Origin of the sequence: Bartonella sp. AA97HXZ, from assembly GCF_042196985.1 — a bacterium.
Lineage (GTDB): Bacteria > Pseudomonadota > Alphaproteobacteria > Rhizobiales > Rhizobiaceae > Bartonella.
On sequence record NZ_JBHIRC010000005.1, the window covers coordinates 58583 to 82522 of the forward strand.

Consider the following 23940-nt stretch of genomic DNA (forward strand, 5'->3'; position numbering starts at 1 on the left):
TAGAGATAAGAGGCTAAGCGCTTTATGTCAACTTTAAGTATGCTATTTAACTGATACAATACAAAGTAATTTAAGATACAATATGTCATTTTTCTCTATTATCATGTTTTTCATCTGCATTAGATAGGATTGGAGAAACTGAGATAAAAGGATAATTTTATACTTTTTTAAAATAAAATTACTAATTTATTTCTCTATGTTTAAAGATTAAAGTGTTATGGTAAAGAAAATTGGAATCTTGAACCTGCCTTCATTTTTAAGGAGTATATTTATGAAATTTAACTTTATCACGCTTTTTTTAGCATCAACTTTATTGGCAAGTACAAGTTTAGGGGTGAGTGCTCAAGAAGGTTTGAATTCATCGTCGAGTGATTTAAAGACTTTAGAGAAAACTTCTGAAAAAGCCGTTTCTCCTTCTCATGTTATGGCGGTTATTGATGGGAAAAATATTACAGCAGGCCAATTGGATGATTTAGCGCTTGAAATAAATCCTAATTTAGCACGTTTTCCTGATGAACAACGCCGTATGATGGTTCTAAAAGCTTATTTAGATATGCAGGCCCTCGCAAAAGCAGCAAGAAGCAAAGGTCTTGATAAGACAGAAGCTTACGATAAACGTATGGCAGTCATGCGTGACAATGTTCTTCAACAGCTTTATTTTAAACAGGCGATTGTTGATAAAATATCGGATACTGATTTGGAAGCTCTTTATAAGCAAGAAGTTGCTGCTTTACCTAAAGAGGATGAGGTTAAAGCGCGTCATATTTTGGTCAAAACGAGAAAAGAAGCAGAAGCTATCATTAAGCATTTAAATAAAGGCGAAAATTTTGAAGAGATTGCAAAGAAAAGTTCAACAGATGGTTCTGCTGCCGTTGGGGGTGATCTTGGTTATTTTAGCCATGGTCAAATGGTCAAGCCTTTTGAAGATGCCGCATTTGGTTTGAAAGTTGGCGAATACACAAAACAACCCGTTGAAAGTCCTTTTGGTTGGCATATTATTAAATTAGAAGATCGTCGTGTAAAACAACCGCCTGCATTTGATGATGTTAAAGAGATGTTGCGGACACAGCTAATAAAAAAGCGCTATCAAGAACTGATTGTTGATTTGCGTAGCAAGATAGATGTGAAATACCCTGATCCTAATGTTACAAAAATCATGGAATCGCTTCATCAAAATGGGACGCTACTTCCCGATGAAACATCTGATGAAGAAGATACGGAATAGCTAGGAAAAATAAGTAGATAGCCTCTTTAATAGATAATTTGCTAGGTTAGTTTTGTTCAAAAAGCCTAGCAGTTTTCTATGAGAGGTTATTGATCTGCAATCATTTCATTTTTTTATAGAAAGCATATTGTGGTTTTGAAAATCTCTCCTTTGTCGCCTCAAAAGATCCAAGAGCTTTCTCCATTATCTGGTGTACGGATAGCAACAGCTGAAGCTGGGATTAAATATAAAGATCGTACAGATCTTCTTTTCATCATATTCGATAAGCCAGTGAGTGTGGCCGGTGTTTTTACTCGTTCAAAATGTCCATCTGCACCTGTAGAGCATTGTCGTGCATCGCTTCCTCATGGGGTTGCAAGGGGTGTTGTTGTGAATTCTGGAAATGCAAATGCTTTTACAGGAAGCAAAGGAAAGCACACAACCGATGCAATTATTTGTGCAGCAGCGAACGCTTTAAAGGTTAGAGAAGATGAAATTTTTATAGCTTCTACGGGTGTTATTGGTGAGCCAATGGATGCATCGGGTATTGTCAATCTTTTACCAAGTATGACAGAGACAGCAGAAGAGGGAAATTGGTTGGAAGCTGCAAAAGCCATAATGACAACGGACACATTTCCAAAACTTGCGACGCGCACTTTTGACTGTGGGGGAGAGCGTGTTACCATTAATGGAATTGCAAAAGGTGCTGGTATGATTGCACCCGATATGGCGACAATGCTGTCATTTGTGGTTAGTGATGCTACCATTTCTTCGGATGCACTCCAATCCATGTTATTAGAGGCAGTTGAGGGTTCTTTCAATTCAATTACTGTTGATAGCGATACCTCAACTTCAGATACGCTTATGTTGTTTGCGACAGGGAAAGAACATGTTCCATGTCTTACAAGTAAATCTGATCCGCGTTATGGGGTTTTTGTGAAACAATTGAGTGCACTTCTGCATGAACTTGCACTACAAGTTGTTTGTGATGGTGAAGGTGCTCGTCATTTAATTGAGGTTAATGTGGTGGGTGCTACAACAAATAATGCAGCTAAAACTATTGCTTTATCAATTGCAAATTCACCGCTCGTAAAAACGGCTATTGCCGGTGAAGATGCGAATTGGGGGCGGGTCGTTATGGCAGTTGGGAAGGCCGGTGTTGAAGTCGATCGTGATCTATTGACGATTTGGTTTGGTGAGCATCGTGTGGCCGTGAATGGCGTACGAGATCCTGAGTATTGTGAAGAGACAATAGGTACTTATATGCAAGGTAAGCACATCACGATTCGTGTTGATATCGGTTTGGGTAAGAGTACGGCGACGGTTTGGTCTTGCGATTTAACAAAAGAGTACGTTATGATCAATAGCGATTACAGAAGTTAATGGATGCACTTTATATTTAACAGTTTATTATTTTTCAGAGCAAATGGGGTATGTGAGCTCTTTTAGGAGCAGAGGGGATATGATAGAAAAGTCAGTTATCTTTATGTTCCCTATTGGGGAGTGATATGTGTATGAAAAGTTCCATTCTTCTTGTTATTGCATGTGCACTGTTAGATCAGAATAATCGTGTTTTGCTTACACAGCGTCCTGAAGGAAAATCACTGGCTGGTTTATGGGAGTTCCCTGGTGGCAAGGTTGAGCAAGGTGAAACTCCGGAAGCATCATTAATTCGTGAACTAGAGGAAGAGCTTGGTATTTATGTTCAACCAAATAATTTACACCCTTTAACGTTTGCGAGCCATAGCTATAAAACATTTCATCTCTTAATGCCATTGTACCTTTGTGACCATTATGAGGGCGTTGCGCAAGGACGAGAAGGGCAAAATTTAGAATGGGTTTTTATTAATGATCTTGATAAATACCCTATGCCTGATGCTGATAAACCATTGGTTCAGGTATTGAAAAATCACCTTCTTTAATGTGTTATAAGAAGGAAATATTGTTTAAATATAAATTAATATATTGAGTTATAATGATAATTTATAATTTTTTTATGTTGCATGGGGAAGTCCAGAGTCGTAAAAATTTTTCTCATTTCAAGTCTGTTTTATGTTAAATTAATCAAAACCATTCTTTTGCACGTTCCAAGCGGGGAGATTCATGTGGATAAAATTATTTAAGAAAGAAATAAAATACGTGCTGAAAGAACACTCTCCAATAGCCAAGGGTTATCGCAACATTGAGAATTGGCAAAGTGTATAATGATGCCTTTGCACGCTTCATAAGCATAAAAATGGTGGTAGATAATGGATTTATACTTTTCGCGATTATTATTGAGAGATTGTCTTGGAGGCACCGAGAGATATTAGGAGTATTTATTTCATAAGATATCGATAATAGGAAAAATTTCAAAAAATGTTGCTTTTGATTAAGAGGGGCATATCGCTTACGTAATATAGAACGCCATTGTGTTGCATATTTGCGGGGTTGTTTAAAAGAGGCATCTCGCAATATTCCAAAGCCCATTTCGTGCCGGCACTCGTGAATGGTATAATGGTAAAGCTTTATAAGATAAAATCTATTGAGCGCCACTATCTTTACGCTTATGAAGGAGTAAGCTAGTTCCAATGTTAGTTACGATAGCTCTTGGCATTTGAGGGCATTCAGAAGGGATATTTTTCTTTTCGTAATCATTTTTACTTATACATCAATTCCGCTTGTGATGAACAGACAAGCGGCTTTGATTGATCCAACATAAAAACAGATTTGAAATAAAAAATCTTACGATATTTAGAATGCTTGACGCAGAGTGAATGATGGATAATTATCCTTATAAATCAATATATTGTAATAATAAAACATTCAATTAATTTTTTATAGGAGGCATGTATGAAGTTTCTTGAATTGGACGGCGTTTTGCGATGGGATATTGATTTTTTTTAGCGATACGCGTAATTGCTTTTTCCAAGGGCTCAATCATAACGTCCATAGAAAAACCATTTGCGTGAATAATATTTGCGTGATCAACCATAATAGCAACATGATCTTTCCAAAAAATTAAATCGCCTCGTTGAAGTTTATCAGTATCTGTAAGAGGACTGCCTATAGTTTCTTGCTGCATATCGGTGTCACGTAAAACTATTTGATCGGTCATCATCATAGAGAGCTGAATGAGTCCCGAGCAATCAATTCCAAAACCGCTGACACCACCCCAAAGATAAGGTGTACGGATAAAGGTTTCTGCAACTGTGACATAATCTTCATATACGCGTCCAATGGGGTTGAGATGACTCGTAATGATTGCTGTTCCATTTTCAAGAATAGAATACATTGTGTCACGGACTTCAATTTCATCAACAACACTGACTTTGCTTCCCATAGATAATGGGGATACTATTGGTCCACGTAAGTCAGCGTGTAAATATTTAAATGTGCGTGGTACTGAAACCACATGCGTTTGTTTTATGGTTGATGTACAAAGAACTTTTGTATCAATATAACCGACATAACCATCTTTGAGTGATTGTCCCCACGACAATGTTTTCCCTTGTTCAAAAATGAGAAGTTCTTCTCCCAATAAGCATTCTGTTTGTCTTTCACTTTTTTTACTATTTTCTTTAAAAAGTCCAGCGACCGCTGTATTAACACGTCTTTTTTCACCTTGAACAAAGCGTTGAGCTGTAATTTCTGTTTCAAGACGTTGATCTGCTAGATCATCTCTGAATGCATGAAGTCTTGGGTCTTTAGAGATCATCTTTTTGCTTTCCATTTTGTTACTTCTTACCTTTAAACAAACTCATGAAAACTCTATTGGTAAGGTTTTTATCCTCAAACAAAACTAAGAACACAGTGTAAGACCAATTATTCTTTAAGCTGCAAAATTGTCCATTTTTGTGGATATTTGTGTCAAAATTCATTTTTAAAAATATTATAAAGGGCACGAATAGTTTGTGCTGATCCACCAATAGGGTATCCTGGTTTTTCTTTTGGAACCCATCCATAAAGGTCAAAATGCGCAAAATGTTCAGCTTTTTCAACAAAAGAATTAAGAAATAAAGCAGCTGTTATAGAACCAGCAAAGCTGTTTCCAGTTACATTGTTAAGATCAGCAATTGGTGATGATAACATCTCTTGGTAAGGTTTCCAAAGGGGCATTTGCCAAAGAGGATCAAAGACAGCGTGAGCAGATTCAGAAATTTGTTGTGCCCATATTGAATCATTACAATAAAATGCGGGAAGATCTGGTCCTAGTGCTATACGCGCTGCCCCTGTTAAAGTAGCCATACAAAGCATGAATTGTGGACTTTCTTCATCACCATAGGCGAGTGCATCGGCAAGGACAAGGCGCCCTTCAGCATCTGTATTACCTACTTCAACACTTAAACCTTTACGACTTTTGAGAATATCACCTGGTCGGTAAGCATTCCCAGAAATTGCATTTTCTACAGCTGGAATCAAAACGCGTAAACGGAAAGGCAATTTTGCATCCATGATAAGTTTAGCCAATCCCAAAACGTTTGCTCCACCCCCCATATCTTTTTTCATAAGTAACATGTTATTGGCTGATTTAATATCGAGACCTCCAGTATCAAAAGTTACGCCTTTGCCCACCAACGTTATTTTAGGATGATGTTCTTGCCCCCAGAGTAACTCAATCAGTCGTGGTGCAGTGCTGCCTGCTCGTCCTACAGCATGAATCATCGGAAAGTTATGGATTAAGAGATCGTCTCCACAAATACTTTTGATATGAGCACCGTAGGTTTTTCCTAGTTTTCGAGCTTCTTTTTCGAGAGTATCAGGGTTCATATCATTGGCTGGAATATTAATGAGATCACGGACGAAAAAGACAGCTTCATAAATTCGTTGGAGCTCATTGAGATCAATCGCCTCATTGACATGGATAGATAATGATTTGAAAGAAGAATTTTGACGATAGCGATTAAATTGATAGCTACCAAATGCCAATCCAAGATAGGTATTTATTTCATCAGAGGTTGTACCTTCTAAATGCCATTGACCAGCAGGAAGCTTTTGAGCAAGCAGTCCTGTGATAAAAGGATCGTTACCATTGCCAATTCCAAATAAAACTTTTTTTAAATGCCCCGTTTCGTGAGGAATAAAGAGTATTTGTCCTGCTTTACCAGTAAAGTCATTAACTTTTATCCATGCTGTTGTTGACGCATCAAGTGATAAGTTGGCAAGAGTTCTTTGGTTTACCAATATGATAGGGCAACTGTTATCGATACGCGTTGAGGTAAAATGAATGTGGTGGTGCATAGTTATGAGATCCTTATAGTCGTCTAAGTGCGACATATTCGACCAAATGATTTTTTCCCTTTCGTAGAATGAGATTGGACCGTGGTCGTGTTGGCAATATATTTTCCTGTAAATTTTTTAAATTAATCGTTTGCCAAAGATCCTCAGCGATTTTTGAGGCTTCTTTTTCATTGAGGTGGGCATAACGATGAAAATAGGATTCAGGATTTTGAAAAGTTGTTTTACGCAAACGTTTAAAGCGCTCCAAATACCAGTGACGAATGACTTCTGTTTCGGCATCGACATAGATTGAAAAATCAAAAAAATCTGATACGAAAGGAATAGCTTTTCCATCTTTAGGAAGATCACTGACTTGTAATACATTAATACCTTCAACAATTAAAATATCAGGACGATCAATGGTAATTGTCTGATTTTCTAGAACATCATAGGTCATATGTGAGTAAAGTGGGGCACGAACATTTCCGATACCTGCTTTTATAGCCGAAAGAAAGCACAGCAGTTTTTTAATGTCATAGGAATCAGGAAATCCTTTACGATTCATACGATTTTTTTGCTGTAAGATTGCGTTAGGATAGAGAAAACCATCCGTTGTGATTAGATCAACTTTAAGACTAGATGTCCAACGTTTCAACAGTTCTTGAAGAATGCGAGCCGTGGTTGATTTTCCTACAGCTACAGAACCAGCAATTCCAATAATAAAGGGCGTTTTTCTACTCTCTTCTTGATGGAGAAACTGCTGACGTTTGTGAAAAAGTTCCTGTACTGCTTCAACATGGCATGATAACAGACGCGATAAAGAAAGATAAATGCGTTGGACTTCTTTAAGATCGATAGGATCATCAATAGAGCGTAAACGCTTAATTTCATCAAAAGTCAAAGTAAGAGGTGTGTCTTCACGAAACTCTGACCATTCTTGTGCAGTAAAAACACGATAGGGTGAATATCGGTCAGAAACGGATTTGACCAGATTATCTTTCTGATTAATTTTTTGTATAGTCGTATCAATCATTTGTATTTGTCGAGATTTTTTTGCAGCAGCAATTGATTAAGAGTAGACAGATGAGCGGCTTTATTTTCATATAAATTTTGTTTTGCATGCTCTCTTCTTTTAAGATAATAGATCATTTTTCATTAACTTATAGTCCAGTCATTCCAGTTTGCACGGATTTGTGCTAATGAGTGCCCTTGCGCCAAAAAAGCCCATAAAAGTAGACGCGCTTTTACGGCTGATAAATAACCAGACATGAGAGCACCAGAAGCAATCATATCAATTTCGGAGCCTTTATAGCCATAAGTTATACGAGTTGTTGAGCCATTACAACAACGACTAGCAATAATGATTGGTATTTTTTGTGCATATTGTTGTACAAGGTCTGCTTCTTGAAAACTACAGTGTCCTGCACCAAAACCAGCAATAACAACTCCAGCATAATACCCACTTTCAAGGCATAGTTTCATTAATTGTGCACCAGATGATAAAGAGGAATAGAGCAGTGCAATTTGATGGTCATGGTTTTGGGGAAGATCAAACGTTGTCGGAAAAAATTTTCGATCATTGAAATAAATAAGTTTTCCCTCTAAAATAGTTCCTAAAACACCTGCAAGACCTGATTGAAATGTTTCGACTTTGACGGTATGGCTTTTATAGAGCCAATAAGGTGAATGAATTGCATCATTTATGACAACGAGAACGCCCCTGTTACGACTTTGTGTGGCTGCTGCGACACGAGTGGCTGCTAAAATGTTTGCGGGGCCATCGGCGCCTGCTTCATGAGGCATGCGCATAGCGCCGGTTATGATGAGTGGTTCGGCTTCCTTCCAATAAAGAGAAAGAAAAAAAGCTGTTTCTTCCAGAGTATCAGTCCCTTGTGTTAAAACAATACCTTCTGCACCAGCGTTTATTTGTTGTTTTGCCCACTTAATTATTTCAAAAAACATTTGAAACGATAAAGATCCACTTGGTATTTGCATTAATGTTTGTGCATGAATATCAGCAACGTTATTTAAATCAGGAACACTTTTTATGAGGTTATCTGAAGTTAAAGTCGGTTGCATGTGACCAAAACTATCAGCAGTCATTGCAATTGTTCCACCTAAGGTCCCTATGGCTATTTTTTTCATAATTTTCCTCTAAAAAGCACAAACTGTTTATATAAAGCTATTTAGCAGTAATTTACATTGACAACAATGATATCATTTTTCCAATTTTCAACAAATTGAGTTATGCTGAATCATTGTGTTTTGCTGTATATGTTCTTAAATAGGACAATAGTAATTGAGTTTTACATTGTATGAAAAGAAATCAATATTAAAAAGTAAAGTTAATATTAAGGAGTTTCCTTATGACAGAACATAAGCCAGACATAATGTATGGTACAACAATTATTACGGTACGAAAAGGTGGACAAGTCGTGATGGCCGGGGATGGTCAGGTCTCTCTTGGACAGACAATTATGAAAGGCAATGCACGTAAAGTGCGTCGTCTTGGAAAGAACGGAGTGGTTATTGCTGGTTTTGCTGGTGCTACGGCAGATGCTTTTACATTACTGGAGAGATTGGAAACAAAGCTTGAACAATATCCTGATCAGCTTATGCGTGCTTGTGTGGAACTTGCAAAAGATTGGAGAACAGATCGCTATTTGCGTCGTCTCGAAGCAATGATGCTCGTGGCTGATAAGAAAGTAACTTTGGCTCTAACAGGGCTTGGTGATGTCTTAGAACCAGAAGATGGGGTTATGGCAATTGGCTCTGGAGGAAATTTTGCTCTTTCAGCAGCGCGTGCACTCATGGATTTGGATTTAGATGCAGAAACTATTGCTCGTAAAGCTATGGCTATTGCCGCTAAAATTTGTGTTTACACCAATGATCATTTTACGATTGAAACATTGGATGCAGAATTATCTTCTTTAGAGAAAGCTATTTAAATGTGTGTTGTATTTTCCCCTCGTGAGACTGTTTCTGAACTTGATCGTTTTATTATTGGCCAAAATGATGCCAAACGCTCTGTAGCTATTGCATTGCGCAATCGGTGGCGTAGGCAACAGCTTGATGAGCCGATGCGTGAAGAAGTTATGCCAAAAAATATTTTAATGATAGGGCCAACAGGTGTTGGTAAAACAGGAATCGCACGTCGATTAGCAAAACTTTCTGGAGCACCTTTTGTGAAAGTAGAAGCGACGAAATTTACTGAAGTTGGTTATGTGGGACGTGATGTTGAGCAAATTATTCGAGATCTTGTTGAAATTGCCATTTCTCTTGTGCGTGAAAAGAAACGGGATGAAATAAAAGAAAAGGCTCACGTGAATGCTGAAGAGCGGGTTTTAGACGCCCTTGTTGGTAAAACAGCAAGTCCTGCTACCCGTGATAGTTTTCGTAAAAAATTGCGTGAAGGTGAATTGGATGAGAAAGAGATTGAAATTGAAGTCGCCGATAATAATAGCAATAGTGCTTCAACCTTTGATATTCCTGGTATGCCTGGGGCACAAATGGGTATTATGAATTTATCAGATATTTTGGGCAAAATGGGCAGTCGTACAAAAGTCCGTAAGACGACAGTAAAGGATTCTTTTAAACCGCTCATTGATGATGAATCTGAAAAACTCCTTGATCAGGAGCAAATTATTCAAGAGGCGCTTCGTGTTGCTGAAAATGACGGTATTGTTTTTATCGACGAGATTGATAAAATTGCAACTAGGGATGGTGGAGCAAGTGTTGCGGTTTCGCGTGAGGGCGTTCAACGGGATCTTTTGCCTTTGGTTGAAGGAACAACAATTGCTACAAAATATGGGCAAATCAAAACAGATCATATTCTTTTTATTGCCTCAGGTGCATTTCATGTTTCCAAGCCATCTGATTTATTACCGGAACTTCAAGGACGTTTGCCCATCCGTGTGGAGCTGAACCCTTTAACAAGGGAAGATTTACGGCGCATTCTAACGGAACCAGAAGCTAGTTTGATTAAACAATATATTGCTCTTATGGCAACAGAAGAGGTTCATTTGGAAATTACCGATGATGCAATTGATGCTTTAGCAGATATTGCTGTAGATTTAAATGCAAGGATTGAAAATATAGGGGCACGTCGTTTGCAAACAGTGATGGAGCGCGTTTTGGATGAGATTTCTTTCACTGCACCTGATAAAGCTGGAACATCGTTTAAAATTGATGCTGCTTATGTGAGAAAATCTATTGGCGAGCTTGCTGCTGATATCGATCTTTCACGTTTTATTCTTTGAAAGTTATTGCTTGTTCTGTTTATCTGCGTGCTTCGATAATTTTGAAACCATGGGCTTGTTCATGTATCAACACTGTGCGGAAAATATTTTTTAATAATGTTTCATAAGGCAGGTGGCGGTTTGCAACAAAAAGCAGACTGCCGCTTGGCTTTAAGCACTTTGCAGCATTTATAATAAAATTTTTTCCTAATGAAACATCTGTTGTTTGTTGTGTGTGAAACGGTGGATTTGAAATGATTGTGTCATATAGATTTGTGATAGGTTCATGTACAAGGTCATGCCAATAAAAATGAATTGGAAAAGGAGCTGTTATGGATTTAAGGTGCTGTTTTGCTGCTCTCAAAGCATTGTAGTCTGCTTCATAAAGGTCGAGAGCGGTGAGTTTTTCACTTCTTTCAAGCGCAACGTGAGAAAGATAACCCCATCCAGCACCAAAATCAGCCGTTTTTCCAGAAATAATTTTGAGCATATAAGAAGCAAGCGCAGCAGATCCTGGATCAATACGTCCGTGTGAGAACATACCAGAAGTGGTTTGAAATTTACCAAAAGTGAGCGGTGGTGAGCGCAATTGCGCAATGTTATGTCTCTCAATTTGTTGAGGAACTTGCAACCAAAATACAAGACCATGATTTTTAGACAATTTATTGGTGATGGGAACAATTGTTTTGACCCATTTTATCATTGAAGCAGCACCAGCAATTTTATCCCCACTGATTACAATCCATCCATTGGGTTTAACGCACTCTAATAAATCAAGAAAACAATTTTGGTTAAAACCACGATATTTGCTCAAATGTAAAAATGCACCATCATAGCTGAAAGTTTTATCTATTTGAGGAGAGCAGTGAAATTGAGTATCGACAAATTTTAAAAAATCTGGTCGCCAAGGCGTAATAACTTTTAAATTTTGTGCCCATTCTGGAGCTGGGATTTCTGTTAAACCAAAACTTAGCCAACACTGGTTTGGATCAGGATACGGGAGTTCATGATTTTCAAAAGGCAAAAATAATAACACATATGACTCTTTCAAAGAAAAATGCCACTCCAATGTTGGGATGGCATTTCATGATACGATAAGAGGAAAAACTTACTCTTCTTTCTTACGGCGGCGCTTATTTTCAGGTTGTTTTTTTTCATCCACGCACTTTTCTTCATTCATCGCTTTATCACCGGTGATTTCCTTTCCGGTTGTTTGATCAACAACCTTCATTGATAACCGAACTTTTCCACGCTCATCAAAGCCCATTAATTTAACCCAAACTTTGTCACCTTCTTTTACAATATCTGTTGTTTTGGTGACGCGTTCTGATGCAAGCTGAGAGATATGAACGAGTCCATCACGAGAACCAAAGAAGTTTATAAATGCACCAAATTCTGCAGTTTTTACAACTGTTCCTTGGTAGATAGCACCAACTTCAGGCTCATCGACAATAGAATGGATCCAACGTTTTGCTGCTTCAATGGTTTTAGCATCAGCAGAAGCAATTTTAATGGTACCATCATCTTCAATATTAATTTTTGCTCCAGTTTGTTCCACGATTTCCCGAATAACTTTACCACCAGAGCCGATAACATCACGGATTTTATCGACAGAAATATTCATAACTTCGATTCGTGGAGAAAATTCACTCAGCTCAGCACGTGCACTGGTTAAAGCTTTCGCCATCTCATTAAGGATATGGATTCGTCCACCTTTGGCTTGTTCAAGCGCGATTTTCATAATCTCTTCGGTAATACCATCAATTTTGATATCCATTTGCAAGGCAGTAATACCATTTTCTGTTCCTGCGACTTTAAAATCCATATCTCCAAGATGATCTTCATCCCCTAAAATATCAGAAAGAACAGCAAAGCGTTCTCCTTCTTTAATCAAGCCCATAGCAATACCAGCAACAGGGCGTGCTAGAGGAACACCAGCATCCATAAGAGCAAGTGAGGTTCCACAAACCGTTGCCATAGAAGAAGAGCCATTGGATTCAGTGATTTCTGAGACAGCACGAATGGTATAAGGAAAAGATTCTTTCGTTGGTAACATGGGGTGAATTGCCCGCCATGCCAATTTGCCATGTCCAATTTCACGACGACCTGGAGAACCAAGGCGTCCCGTTTCACCCACTGAAAATGGTGGAAAATTGTAATGGAGAAGGAATGTTTCCTTATACATTCCTGTCAAAGAATCAACATATTGTTCATCTTCACCAGTTCCCAATGTTGCAACGACAATCGCTTGTGTTTCTCCGCGGGTAAAGAGTGCTGATCCATGTGTGCGGGGTAAAATACTTACTTCTGATTGGATAGGGCGTACGGTAGAAAGATTGCGTCCATCAATCCGCTTTTGGGTATCAAGAATGTTTCCGCGAACAATTTTTGCTTGCAACTGTTTAAATACGGTTGCAATTTGATCTGCACTAAATTGACAGTCTTTTTCTGGTTCTGGCATAAATTTATTGAGGATTTCTGTCTTTAGTGCATCAATTGCAGCATAACGTTCTTGCTTATCAGTAATTGTGTAAGCCTTTCGTATATCCTGTTCTGCCATTTTCTGCATCGCTTTTTCAAGCTCAGAAAGATCTTCAGGAACAAAATCACGAGGATCTTTTGCAGCAACTTCAGCAAGCTTTATAATGGCATCAAGGACAGGTTGAAGGCCTTTGTGACCAAACATTACGGCCCCCAACATGATATCTTCTGGTAATTCTTGTGCTTCTGATTCAACCATCAAAACAGCACTTTCTGTTCCAGCAACAACAAGATCAAGTTTTGATTCAGGCATTTCATCGATATGAGGATTAAGAATATATTGTCCATTACAATAGCCAACGCGGGCACCAGCTATAGGCCCCATGAAAGGAACACCTGACAGGGTCAATGCGGCAGAAGATGCAATCATCGCAAGGATATCGGGATTGTTTTCGAGATCATGCTGTATAACGGAAACAATAACTTGTGTATCATTTTTATATCCCTCAACGAAAAGGGGACGAATTGGGCGATCAATCAAACGTGCAACCAAAGTTTCATTTTCACTTGGTCGACTTTCACGTTTTAAATAGCCCCCAGGTATTCGACCAACAGCATAGGATTTTTCTTGATAATTAACGGTGAGTGGAAAAAAGTCCTGGTCTGGTTTTGGGATTTTGGCCGATACAACGGTAGCTAAGACAATCGTTTCTCCATAGGTAGCAATCACTGCACCATCAGCTTGACGCGCTATTTTCCCTGTTTCAAGGGTGAGCGGACGCCCGGCCCATTCAATTTCTATCTTGTGCGTTTTGAACATTTTTTATCCTTAATGACCAGTGTTTAAATCTTTGATTGCTCACATTCTGGTTTTGCGTAGCATACTTCCAAGATCTGGGGTGGACAACATACTTTTTATCTTTGTTGCAAGAAAAGAGAAGTAAACTGCTTAAATGCGAAACGATGAGCAGTTCTATCCCATAATAACTTATCAGTTTTTAAAATTTTTAATTAAAAGCAACACGTTGAAAAAATGGGTGTTTTTTAAATACCACTTCCATTTTTCTTTTAGCGACGCAAACCTAATTTCTTTATAAGTGTCTGATAACGATTTTGGTCAACTCCTTTAAGATAATCAAGAAGACGCCGACGTTGAGATACCATCTTCAAAAGACCACGACGAGAATGATTATCTTTTTTGTGAGATTTAAAGTGGTTTGTTAAATTAGAAATACGTTCAGAAAGTACAGCAATTTGCACTTCTGGTGATCCTGTATCACCAACTTTGTTTGCGTATTCTGCGACAAGAGCTTTTTTACGTTCAGCTGTAATCGACATCGTATTATCCTTTCCAAAAACGAAGAAACATAAAGCCACCCATAGCCGAGATGTCGTTCAGCAAGGGTCTGTGAGAAAACAGGAAAAGTCGAAGACTCTTACCCATTTTCGTTCTTATATAGGAAAGAAGGTTAAAATACTAGTCCTTGACAGCATTTTGAAGTCTTTCTTTAAATAAAAGCTTTTGTTTTGAAATATTGATTTAAATAGAGTTTTATGAGAAGTTTTTTAAAGAATTATGCATCCTTTTGATACAAAGATTATGAGCGTGTATGTGGTAACAAAAGTGATAAATACCGATTTGGAGGAAAAAGATGCAGAGCATTTCAACATTAAAACTTTTTCGTAATTCGGTATTTCGAAATTTATGGTCATCTACTCTTATTTCTAATTTGGGGGGGCTGATACAGGCTGTTGGAGCAGGGTGGTTAATGGCGTTGATTAGTTCTTCGCATTCCATGGTTGGGCTAGTTCAAAGTGCCACAACATTACCACTTGTTATGTTTTCTTTGATGGCAGGGGCATTAGCTGATAATTTTAATCGGCGTCAAATTATGTTGTGTGCGCAGATTATGATGATGGTCATATCGATGAGTTTATCTGTTTTAGCCTATATGGGATTTCTAACACCTTGGCTTTTGTTATGTTTTACGTTTTTGATTGGATGTGGTACAGCTTTTTATAATCCTTCTTGGCAAGCAACGATAGGAGATATTGTGAGCAGGGAAAATATTCCTGCTGCTGTTAGTTTGAATAGTGTCGGCTTTAATTTGATGCGGAGTGTTGGTCCTGCTATTGGTGGTGCCATCATTGCAACTTTGGGGGCATCTGCTGCTTTTTTGTTTAATGCTATAAGCTATATTCCTCTTATTGGTGCGTTGTTTTTCTGGAAGTCGAATTATGAAAACAACTCATTGCCACGAGAAAGGCTGTTAGGAGCTGTCTCAGATGGTTTGCGTTATGTTGCGATGTCACCTAATCTGCTGAGTATTATGGTTCGAGCGTTCCTTTTTGGTATAGGAGCAATTTCTATTTTAGCACTTTTGCCAATTGTTGCGCACAAAGTTCTTGGAGGAAGTGCCCTTCTTTATGGTACATTGCTCGGTTGTTTTGGGTTAGGAGCCATGACAGCAGGTATTATTAATGCAGTTGTACGGCATCATTTTCGTTCAGAAACAATTATTGCAAGTGCATTTATTGGTTTTGCCTTTTCTTGCTTTTTATTGGGAATAAGCCGTTCACTGATTATAAGCCATATTGCTTTATTTCCTGCAGGGTTATGTTGGGTTTTGGCCTTATCATTGTTTAATACATCTGTACAACTCTCTACACCACGCTGGGTTGTTGCACGTTCTTTAGCTCTTTATCAAACGGCATCTTATGGGGGGATGGCTATTGGAAGTGCAATCTGGGGAGTTTTGGCTGATGGTTATTCTCCAACAATTGCTTTGAGCGTTTGTTCTCTATTCTTGATTTTTGGTGCTCTTGCGGGGGTAAAATTTAGAATTCAAGAAATTCCTCAGATAGATTTAAATCCTCTTGATCATTTTAGAGAGCCGGAATTATTACTCGACCTCAAAGCAAGAAGTGGCCCGATTATGATAATGATCGATTATAAAATTCATGAAAATGATCTTGAAGAGTTTCTCAAAGTGATGTCGCGTCGACGCCATATTCGATTACGTGATGGTGCGCGTCAGTGGGTTCTTTTACGAGATCTTGAAAGACCTGAATATTGGACAGAGGCTTATCATATGCCAACATGGGTAGATTATTTACGCCATAATCATCGTCGCACAAAAGCGGATGCAGAAGTCAATAAGCGTCTGCGTCATTTAAATTGTGCTCCTAACGGTATAAGAGTGCACCGCATGATTGAACGCCAAACAATACCTCAAGCCAATGAGATGCTTTTAAAAGTTTCCTCTGATCATCTCCCTTAGGGTTAAAACAGTTTTTGTAAATATTACATATATTAATATTATTTCGATCAATTTGTTAGCGTAATCATAAAAAATTGCTGTTTCAATATTTAATGAATTGATTTATAATGGTTATTTTTCATTTTTCATGTTGAGTGATAGATTCTGAAAATCTTAAGCTTTTCTCGTTTCAAATCTATTTAGAGTAAATCAGTCCATATCTTTGCTTGTACATTATAAACGAGGACTAAAGTATGAGTAAAAAACGATTGAAAAAGAAATAAAAAGCCTTTTATGAATCCTTTAAATGCAAGGATTGTTGCGACATTAAGAGGAAAAAGTGTGTGGTGGTGTTAGCTTATAGCACTGACTTAAATTTTGATATGAATACGGTAAATATAGACAATGAAAAGCACCATATTTTTCTTAATTGATAGAGAAAAATATCTTTCCGCAAAAGGAGGTTGGGAAAAGAATCGATTAAATTGTGAAAATCCGCTTTGGTTTAAATAGACCTTTGTCGAGAGTGCCAATAGCAAGAAGTTGTTCCTTATAGAGGACACAAATTTCCTCTTCATCAAGAGGTGCTTTGTGATGATTCAAGAGGATAGAATGGCCTCTTATAATTCTCTGTGCTTGAGTTTCATTAAGGATATAGTGAGGGAGGCAATCTAATGCGGCGCTTGTGTCAATTAAGAGCCCATCGAGTGTTGAGAAGTTTTTTTCAAAAGAACGATTATTTTCATCTGTAGTGTTTTTATTTGGCGGAATGGCCGCTTTTAGTTCCTCCCATGTAATGAGATCTTCTTCATCAAAAGGTGCGACGGCAATACGTCTTAAATCAGCAATATGCCCATAGCAACCGAGATCACGTCCCATATCGCGTGCTAAAGAGCGCACATAAGTTCCTTTTCCGCAGGTTATTTCAAAGACAGAATGCTCTTTAGTAGGCATTTCTAATAACTTGAAAGTTTCTATTTCCACTTCACGGGGCGGAATTTCAACAACTTCCCCTTCACGCGCTAAATCATAGGCACGATTTCCAGCAATTTTGATTGCTGAAAATTGTGGAGGTGTTTGCAAAATAACACCTGTATATTGAGGAAGAAGAGCAAGTATTTTTTCTTGTGTTGGACGTATGAGAGAAGTTTTCGTTATTTCTCCTTCTAAATCATCTGTTGAGCGCTCTTGCCCCCAAGCAATATGAAAACGGTAAGTTTTTTTGCCTTGCATCACGTAAGGGACGGTTTTGGTTGCTTCGCCCAATGCAATGGGAAGGAGACCAGAAGCAAGAGGATCAAGTGTACCCGCATGTCCTGCCTTTTGAGCATGGAAGAGCCATTTGATTTGTGAGACAGCTTCTGTTGATTTCATTCCTTTTGGTTTATCAAATATGACCCAGCCAGAAACAGGACGCCCCTTTTTCTTGTGTTGCCGCGCCATATCTTTAATCCTCATCTGTATCACTATGGTGAAGATCGCGCGCAACCTCAGGCGAGCGAAGGAGGGCATCAATTTTTGAAAAATTATCAAAACTATTATCAAGTCGGAAACGCAGTTCTGGCATATATTTCATTTGTCGCAACGCATGACTGATTTCTCCACGGAGAAAACGACTATGTTTATTGAGGGTATCAACAACATCGGTATGAGAAGCATTTTTAAGAGTGCTGAGAGGTGATACAAAGCAAGTAGCAATTTTTAAATCTGGTGACATGCGTACTTCAGAGACAGAAATAACAATATCTTTTAAGATATCATCAAGCAAAATATCACGCTGTAATATATGCGCTATTGCATGACGTACTTGCTCTGCTACTCTAAGTTGCCGTTGTGATGGCCCTGCATTTTTCATCAAAGTTTTATCCTTGCTACAAGATCTCTTTTTTGACCATTTAGATAAGGAAAAAGAGATATTGTGTATAAAACCTAATAACTTTTCTCATTTCACAACAGAGTAAAGTTATTGGATTATTTTATAATGTGCGATTAATATGTTCGATACGGAAGGTTTCAATGATGTCTCCTGCACGCATGTCTTCATAATTTTCAAAGGCTATCCCACATTCTTGACCACTTTGCACTTCATTGACTTCATCCTTAAAGCGTTTGAGTGTTTTCAGCTTTCCTTCGTGAATAACGATATTATCGCGGATAAGGCGAACACCGGCTCCTCGTTCTATTTTACCTTCTGTAACACGACATCCTGCAACTTTTCCAATTTTTGTAATGTTAAAGACTTCTAGAATTTCAGCATTACCAAGGAAAGTTTCACGCTGTTCTGGTGAGAGTAATCCAGACATAGCAGCCTTGATATCGTCAACAAGATCATAAATGATGTTGTAATAACGAATTTCAATTCCTTGTGTTTTAGCAAAATCACGTGCCTGCTTATTGGCTCGAACATTAAAGCCAATTACAGCAGAGTTAGAAGCTTCTGCAAGAGAAATATCACTTTCGGTAATTCCTCCAGCACCAGAATGTACAATACGCGCACGAACCTCGTCATTTCCGAGTTTTTCCAATGCTGAAGCGATTGCTTCAATTGATCCTTGAACATCTGCTTTTATAATAAGAGAAAAATCCTTAACACCAGTCGTTTGCAATTTTGTCATCATCTGTTCAAGAGAACCACGCGAACCAGTTTGCCGCGCAACAGCTTTATCACGTGCTAATCGTTGCCGATATTCAGAAATTTCACGCGCTTTTGCTTCATGTGTGACAACAGCAAAACGATCTCCGGCTTGTGGTGTTCCTTGCATGCCTAAAATTTCAATTGGTGTAGAGGGAACGGCCTCTTTGACATGGCGGCCATGGTCGTCAATCAAAGCACGTACACGACCCCATTCATTTCCAGCAACTATAATATCAGAAGGGTGTAATGTACCTTTTTGAACAAGAACTGTTGCAACAGACCCACGTCCGCGATCCAATTTGGCTTCAATGATAACGCCCTCTGCAGTTCGTTGAGGATCTGCTTTCAGATCAAGCATTTCAGCTTGAAGAAGGATAGCTTCGAGAAGTTTATCAAGATTTTGACCAGTTTTAGCAGAAACTTCAACGTCCAAAGTTTCTCCGCCCATAGTTTCAACAAACACTTCATGTTGTAGAAGTTCTGTACGCACTTTTTGTGCATTCGCAGCTGGTTTATCAATTTTGTTGATAGCAACAATGATAGGTACACCAGCAGCTTTCGCATGATTGATTGATTCAATCGTTTGAGGCATAACACTATCATCAGCGGCTACAACGAGAACAGCAATATCAGTAACACGAGCTCCGCGTGCACGCATAGCGGTAAATGCAGCATGACCTGGTGTATCAATAAAGGTAATTTTTTGACCGTTTTGTTCTACTTGATAGGCACCAATATGCTGCGTAATACCTCCTGCTTCGCCAGAAACAACATTTGCTTTACGAATAGCATCCAAAAGAGAAGTTTTTCCGTGGTCAACATGGCCCATAATGGTTACAACAGGGGCGCGCTGCTGCATGTTTTGAGGATTATCTATTATATTAAAAATACCTTCTTCTACGTCAGATTCTAAAACACGTTTAACAGTATGGCCAAATTCAACAGCGATGAGTTCGGCAACATCTGCATCAATAACATCGCCAGGTTTCATCATTTGTCCTTGTTTCATCAAGAATTTAATCACATCAACAGAACGCTCAGTCATACGTTGTGCGAGCTCTTGAATGGTAATCGTTTCAGGAAGAACAACTTCGCGAGAAATTTTTTCTCTTGGTTCTTGATTTTGTGCACGCTTAAACTTTTCCTGTCTACGCCGCATTGCAGCCATTGAGCGCCCACGTGCGCTTCCTTCTTCATCCAGTGCACTATTCAGAGTTAGCTTTCCGCGTCTCCTCTCATCAGCTCCTTTGACAACTTTTGGTACACGTATTTCTGACTTAGCAGGATTAGCACGTCGACTATGCCGTTCTTCCTCTTTATTGTCATCTATTTTGCGTTTTTCAACCACGGTTGTGTGTTTAGGCGCAATAGGAATATCTGTCTGTTCAATGATAGGGGGAACAGGTGGAGTCTGTACTGGCAATATTTCTTCTTCTTGTTGGAGATGTATTTCTTTTTCTTTAATTTCTTGCTGTAAAATTTCTTCACGCTCTTTAGCGCGTCTTGCTTCTTCTTCGGCTTGTTCTCGCGTTATTTTTTCTTGGATATGTGCTTCTTCTAACGCGCGAAGTCTCGCTTCCATTTCAGTTGATGAAAGATTGCTTTTGGTCACAGATTCTTGAGGCTTTTTCCCCTCAAAACGCGGTTTAGAACGCTGGGGGGCCACATGCGGCTTTGTAATGGGCTGTAGGGTTTCAGCTTTTTCATCAGGTCGCGTAATTTTACGCCGTTTGGTTTCGACAACGACAGCCTTCGTACGGCCATGACTAAAATTTTGTTTAACCGTGCTCGTTTCCAAGACAGACCTCTTGAGAGTTAGTGTCTTCTTGACGGTTGTTTTGTCGTTGTTATTTTCACTCATTGTACTTCCTTCACGGCTTGTGCCGTCATCTCACTAGACTTACTATGCTTGTCGTCACGATAGCTGATCAATTTACATGTTGTTTTGAGAAATCCTTCAGCAGCTTTTGTGTCCAGTAAGGCCGCGTGCATTACAGGATTAGAGCCAAAAGCCACTCGCATTTCATCACTTGTAAATAAAGATATGGTTTTTATAGTCCGATTTGTTTGTTGTTGTATTGAATGGATGGCCTGTGCAATTTTTCGTTTCCCATCTTCTGTTGTTTCTTTAGCATGAAGTACAAGAATAACTTTACCAGAGCGGATAGCAGCGTCAACCTTTGTTGCTCCCATAACAATTGCTCCCGCTTTTCGTGCCATGGAAAGGCTTGAAAGAGCGGCTTTTAGTAAAAGCGTATCAACAACATGCACAAGATTTGGTGCAACCTCAACATCTGTTTTAAAATTTCTATGAAAAGCTTTCTGTTTGATTGCTTTCTCAATAACAGCGTGATGGGCAGAAATCCAAACGCCACGCCCTGGTAAATTCGCTTTAAGATCAGGAACAATTTGGTTATTGGGACCAATAACAAAACGGATCAGCGTTTGTGCTGAAGCATTTTTTCGGGTCACAATGCAAGTCCGTTCATTCATTTAAAGTGTATCCACATCCAAATCATCTGTTTTTTCATTTTCTGCAGAATTTTCATCTTCTACAGGATTTTCTGTAACAAGATCAGCTTGGTCTATCCAGCCTGCTTGTACACGTGCGGCTAAAATCATAGCTTCTGCATCTGCGCGTGTAATGTCAAAAGGGGTTAAAATACCAGAAAAATTCTGTGTTTGACCTTCTTTACGTTCTCTCCAACCAGCTAAATCATCAACGGCATAGCCAGCAAAGTCTTCTATTGTTTTTACACCATCCTCACCTACAGCAACCAACATAGCACTTGTCATTCCAGGAAGTGTTCGCAATTCGTCAGAAACTCCAAGCTTTTTGCGTTTTTCATCAAGTTCTTTTTCTTGATGATCAAGATATTCGCGGGCACGACTTTGAATTTCAGCGGCGGTATCATGGTCAAAACCATCAATAGAAGCGATTTCTTCAAGATCAATATAGGCGATTTCTTCAATAGAAGAAAAACCCTCTGATGCCATAACCTGTCCGATCATTTCGTCAACCTCTAAGGCTTCCATAAACAATTTACTCCGTTCAGTAAATTCTTTTTGACGATTTTCAGATTCTTCCTTTTCCGTTAAAATATCAATGTTCCATCCTGTTAGTTGCGAAGCCAAGCGAACATTTTGCCCACGTCGTCCAATAGCAAGGCTAAGTTGATCATCTGGCACAATAACTTCAATCCGTTCAGCATCTTCATCAAGGATGATTTTAGAAACTTCAGCAGGTTGCAGTGCATTAACGACAAATGTTGCCGCATCAGGCGACCAAGGAATAATATCAATTTTTTCGCCTTGTAATTCAGCAACAACAGCTTGTACACGACTTCCTCGCATTCCAACGCATGCTCCAACAGGATCAATGGAACCATCACGTGAAACAACGGCGATTTTAGCCCGTGAACCTGGATCACGAGCAACAGATTTGATTTCTATAATACCATCATAAATTTCTGGTACTTCCATAGTGAAAAGTTTTACCATAAATTGGGGATGTGTGCGTGAAAGGAAAATTTGCGGACCACGCGTTTCACGGTGTACATCATTGACAAAAGCACGAATGCGATCTCCATAGCGGAATGATTCACGAGGAATTAATTCATCACGGCGAACAATAGCTTCACCGCGTCCTAGATCAACGATGACGTTACCATATTCCACACGCTTAACTGTACCAGAAATAATTTCACCAACTTTATTTTTGAATTCTTCATATTGCTGATCGCGCTCTGCATCGCGTACTTTTTGTACAATAACCTGTTTAGCAGATTGTGCTGCGATACGTCCAAAATCCATAGGAGGTAAAAGATCAGCAAAAAAATCACCAATTTTTGCTTCTGCTTGACGTTTGAGAGCATCAGACAAAGTAATTTCCGTTGTATAGTCTTCAACGACATCAACGATTTTAAGCAGGCGCTGTAATTTAATTTCACCTGTTTTAGAATTGATTTCAGCACGAATATTGGTTTCTTGACCATAACGAGAACGTGCTGCTTTTTGAATAGCATCAGCCATCGCAGAAATGACAATTTCACGGTCGATTGACTTTTCACGTGCAACAGCATCTGCAATTTGCAGAATCTCAAGCCTGTTAGCGCTTGTAGCCATCAATTTTCTCCTTCTTTGTGCCACACGATGGGTATTTCCCAGTGATATTATTTTTTGAAATTGAGCGTCTGTATAGAGTCGTTAGCGTTCTCTTCGGCAATGAATTGTTGACTTAAATCTTTATTTTGTTTCAATGCATCGCGAATAAGCTCATCGGTAAGCACTAAATGCGCATTTATGATATCACAAAAGGAAATAGGGGTATACATGGCTTCTCCATAAGCAGCTTTATCAGTGTTTAAAATAAATCCATCTTGCGTGATATTTGTAAGTGTCCCACGAAATTTTCGGCGCCCATCAATTGTTATTTTGGTTTCAATTTTTGCAAGATGCCCTTGCCAATGAAAAAAATCAGATTTTCTTACCAATGGACGATCAATTCCAGGTGATGAGATTTCTAAATGATATTTGCGTTCAATAACATTTTGTACATCAAGGAGGGGAGAAACTGTTCGACTAACAGTTTCACAATCTTCTATGGTCATAGAACCATCGGCACGTTCAACCATAATTTGAAGTGTTAAACCATTTTGACCAAGAAGTTTCACACGAACCAAACGAAAACCTAAAGGTTTAAGTAGTGGTATGACAAGAGCAGCAACCTGTGCTTCGATACCATCTTCTTCAAACAGGCGCGGTTCGTCAAGATTGCTTATTTTTTCAGCTTCGTTCATACATTTTATCCAAGTTGGTTTCATCAGTTTTATGATATTAAAAAAGAGCGGGTCCAACGGCCCACTCTTCATCATAAGACCAAGAATTTAACTATTGATACTCTTAAATTCAAAATTTTTCAAG

19 protein-coding genes are annotated in these 23940 nt (G+C 38.7%); 6 read left to right on the top strand and 13 right to left on the bottom strand.

Annotated elements, in window-relative coordinates:
* Positions 1–271: 271 nt before the first annotated feature.
* From ACFINE_RS04335 to mutT, 3 genes are all read left to right on the top strand, one after another.
* Positions 272–1225 (top strand): peptidylprolyl isomerase, encoded by a 954-nt coding sequence (locus ACFINE_RS04335; protein WP_375621185.1) that lies wholly within the window; start codon positions 272–274, stop codon positions 1223–1225.
* Between the two features lie 129 nt (positions 1226–1354).
* Positions 1355–2587: a bifunctional glutamate N-acetyltransferase/amino-acid acetyltransferase ArgJ gene (gene argJ / locus ACFINE_RS04340; RefSeq protein ID WP_375621186.1), complete on the top strand. Its 1233-nt coding sequence runs from the start codon at positions 1355–1357 to the stop codon at positions 2585–2587.
* Positions 2588–2712: 125 nt separating this feature from the next.
* Positions 2713–3126 carry an 8-oxo-dGTP diphosphatase MutT gene (gene mutT, locus ACFINE_RS04345; protein WP_375621187.1) on the top strand — a complete coding sequence of 138 codons (414 nt, stop codon included), beginning with the start codon at positions 2713–2715 and terminating at the stop codon, positions 3124–3126.
* Between the two features lie 887 nt (positions 3127–4013).
* On the opposite strand, the gene ACFINE_RS04350 is transcribed toward mutT, so the two are convergent.
* The 4 genes from ACFINE_RS04350 to ACFINE_RS04365 form a co-directional block, all read right to left on the bottom strand.
* Positions 4014–4901: an NlpC/P60 family protein gene (locus ACFINE_RS04350; protein WP_375621220.1), complete on the bottom strand. Its 888-nt coding sequence runs from the start codon at positions 4899–4901 to the stop codon at positions 4014–4016.
* 152 nt (positions 4902–5053) lie between these two features.
* Complete coding sequence (locus tag ACFINE_RS04355; protein ID WP_375621188.1) at positions 5054–6424, bottom strand: M17 family metallopeptidase; 1371 nt, start codon at positions 6422–6424, stop codon at positions 5054–5056.
* A 13-nt stretch (positions 6425–6437) separates the two neighbouring features.
* Positions 6438–7436, bottom strand: a complete 999-nt coding sequence (coaA, locus tag ACFINE_RS04360; protein ID WP_273790598.1) for a type I pantothenate kinase — start codon at positions 7434–7436, stop codon at positions 6438–6440.
* 122 nt (positions 7437–7558) lie between these two features.
* Complete coding sequence (locus ACFINE_RS04365; protein ID WP_375621189.1) at positions 7559–8548, bottom strand: asparaginase; 990 nt, start codon at positions 8546–8548, stop codon at positions 7559–7561.
* A 221-nt stretch (positions 8549–8769) separates the two neighbouring features.
* On the opposite strand from ACFINE_RS04365, the gene hslV reads away from it, so the two are divergent.
* Positions 8770–9351, top strand: coding sequence for an ATP-dependent protease subunit HslV (gene hslV, locus ACFINE_RS04370; RefSeq protein WP_375611823.1), 582 nt, complete (start codon positions 8770–8772; stop codon positions 9349–9351).
* On the top strand, positions 9352–10662 hold the full coding sequence (gene hslU, locus ACFINE_RS04375; RefSeq protein WP_375611822.1) for an ATP-dependent protease ATPase subunit HslU: 1311 nt from the start codon (positions 9352–9354) through the stop codon (positions 10660–10662).
* A 19-nt stretch (positions 10663–10681) separates the two neighbouring features.
* On the opposite strand, the gene ACFINE_RS04380 is transcribed toward hslU, so the two are convergent.
* The 3 genes from ACFINE_RS04380 to rpsO all read right to left on the bottom strand — a co-directional run bounded on the left by ACFINE_RS04380 (position 10682) and on the right by rpsO (position 14460).
* Positions 10682–11677 carry a class I SAM-dependent methyltransferase gene (locus tag ACFINE_RS04380; protein WP_375621190.1) on the bottom strand — a complete coding sequence of 332 codons (996 nt, stop codon included), beginning with the start codon at positions 11675–11677 and terminating at the stop codon, positions 10682–10684.
* Between the two features lie 72 nt (positions 11678–11749).
* Positions 11750–13942: a polyribonucleotide nucleotidyltransferase gene (gene pnp / locus ACFINE_RS04385; RefSeq protein ID WP_375621191.1), complete on the bottom strand. Its 2193-nt coding sequence runs from the start codon at positions 13940–13942 to the stop codon at positions 11750–11752.
* A 248-nt stretch (positions 13943–14190) separates the two neighbouring features.
* Positions 14191–14460 (bottom strand): 30S ribosomal protein S15, encoded by a 270-nt coding sequence (gene rpsO, locus ACFINE_RS04390; protein ID WP_375611819.1) that lies wholly within the window; start codon positions 14458–14460, stop codon positions 14191–14193.
* Between the two features lie 314 nt (positions 14461–14774).
* On the opposite strand from rpsO, the gene ACFINE_RS04395 reads away from it, so the two are divergent.
* A complete protein-coding gene (locus tag ACFINE_RS04395; RefSeq protein ID WP_375621192.1) occupies positions 14775–16403 on the top strand; it encodes an MFS transporter in 1629 nt (542 codons plus the stop codon).
* A 459-nt stretch (positions 16404–16862) separates the two neighbouring features.
* On the opposite strand, the gene truB is transcribed toward ACFINE_RS04395, so the two are convergent.
* From truB to rimP, 6 genes are all read right to left on the bottom strand, one after another.
* On the bottom strand, positions 16863–17825 hold the full coding sequence (gene truB / locus ACFINE_RS04400; protein ID WP_375621221.1) for a tRNA pseudouridine(55) synthase TruB: 963 nt from the start codon (positions 17823–17825) through the stop codon (positions 16863–16865).
* 4 nt (positions 17826–17829) lie between these two features.
* Positions 17830–18237 (bottom strand): 30S ribosome-binding factor RbfA, encoded by a 408-nt coding sequence (gene rbfA, locus ACFINE_RS04405; RefSeq protein ID WP_375613309.1) that lies wholly within the window; start codon positions 18235–18237, stop codon positions 17830–17832.
* Positions 18238–18358: 121 nt separating this feature from the next.
* Positions 18359–20878, bottom strand: coding sequence for a translation initiation factor IF-2 (gene infB, locus ACFINE_RS04410; protein ID WP_375621193.1), 2520 nt, complete (start codon positions 20876–20878; stop codon positions 18359–18361).
* Positions 20875–21510 carry an RNA-binding protein gene (locus tag ACFINE_RS04415; protein WP_375611814.1) on the bottom strand — a complete coding sequence of 212 codons (636 nt, stop codon included), beginning with the start codon at positions 21508–21510 and terminating at the stop codon, positions 20875–20877. The genes infB and ACFINE_RS04415 overlap by 4 nt, the downstream gene beginning before the upstream one ends.
* Positions 21511–23142, bottom strand: coding sequence for a transcription termination factor NusA (gene nusA, locus ACFINE_RS04420; RefSeq protein WP_375621194.1), 1632 nt, complete (start codon positions 23140–23142; stop codon positions 21511–21513). It abuts the gene before it with no gap.
* 47 nt (positions 23143–23189) lie between these two features.
* The gene (gene rimP / locus ACFINE_RS04425; protein ID WP_375611870.1) at positions 23190–23840 is read right to left on the bottom strand and encodes a ribosome maturation factor RimP; all 651 of its coding nucleotides are present in this window, start codon (positions 23838–23840) and stop codon (positions 23190–23192) included.
* Between the last annotated feature and the right edge of the window lie 100 nt (positions 23841–23940).

Bases quoted from the DNA above. Each gene is read 5' to 3' on its own strand.
- ACFINE_RS04335 (WP_375621185.1), top strand. From the start codon at position 272: ATGAAATTTAACTTTATCACGCTTTTTTTAGCATCAACTTTATTGGCA.
- mutT (WP_375621187.1), top strand. From the start codon at position 2,713: ATGTGTATGAAAAGTTCCATTCTTCTTGTTATTGCATGTGCACTGTTA.
- ACFINE_RS04350 (WP_375621220.1), bottom strand. From the start codon at position 4,901: ATGATCTCTAAAGACCCAAGACTTCATGCATTCAGAGATGATCTAGCA.
- ACFINE_RS04355 (WP_375621188.1), bottom strand. From the start codon at position 6,424: ATGCACCACCACATTCATTTTACCTCAACGCGTATCGATAACAGTTGC.
- coaA (WP_273790598.1), bottom strand. From the start codon at position 7,436: ATGATTGATACGACTATACAAAAAATTAATCAGAAAGATAATCTGGTC.
- ACFINE_RS04365 (WP_375621189.1), bottom strand. From the start codon at position 8,548: ATGAAAAAAATAGCCATAGGGACCTTAGGTGGAACAATTGCAATGACT.
- hslV (WP_375611823.1), top strand. From the start codon at position 8,770: ATGACAGAACATAAGCCAGACATAATGTATGGTACAACAATTATTACG.
- hslU (WP_375611822.1), top strand. From the start codon at position 9,352: ATGTGTGTTGTATTTTCCCCTCGTGAGACTGTTTCTGAACTTGATCGT.
- pnp (WP_375621191.1), bottom strand. From the start codon at position 13,942: ATGTTCAAAACGCACAAGATAGAAATTGAATGGGCCGGGCGTCCGCTC.
- rpsO (WP_375611819.1), bottom strand. From the start codon at position 14,460: ATGTCGATTACAGCTGAACGTAAAAAAGCTCTTGTCGCAGAATACGCA.
- ACFINE_RS04395 (WP_375621192.1), top strand. From the start codon at position 14,775: ATGCAGAGCATTTCAACATTAAAACTTTTTCGTAATTCGGTATTTCGA.
- truB (WP_375621221.1), bottom strand. From the start codon at position 17,825: ATGGCGCGGCAACACAAGAAAAAGGGGCGTCCTGTTTCTGGCTGGGTC.
- rbfA (WP_375613309.1), bottom strand. From the start codon at position 18,237: ATGAAAAATGCAGGGCCATCACAACGGCAACTTAGAGTAGCAGAGCAA.
- infB (WP_375621193.1), bottom strand. From the start codon at position 20,878: ATGAGTGAAAATAACAACGACAAAACAACCGTCAAGAAGACACTAACT.
- ACFINE_RS04415 (WP_375611814.1), bottom strand. From the start codon at position 21,510: ATGAATGAACGGACTTGCATTGTGACCCGAAAAAATGCTTCAGCACAA.
- nusA (WP_375621194.1), bottom strand. From the start codon at position 23,142: ATGGCTACAAGCGCTAACAGGCTTGAGATTCTGCAAATTGCAGATGCT.
- rimP (WP_375611870.1), bottom strand. From the start codon at position 23,840: ATGAAACCAACTTGGATAAAATGTATGAACGAAGCTGAAAAAATAAGC.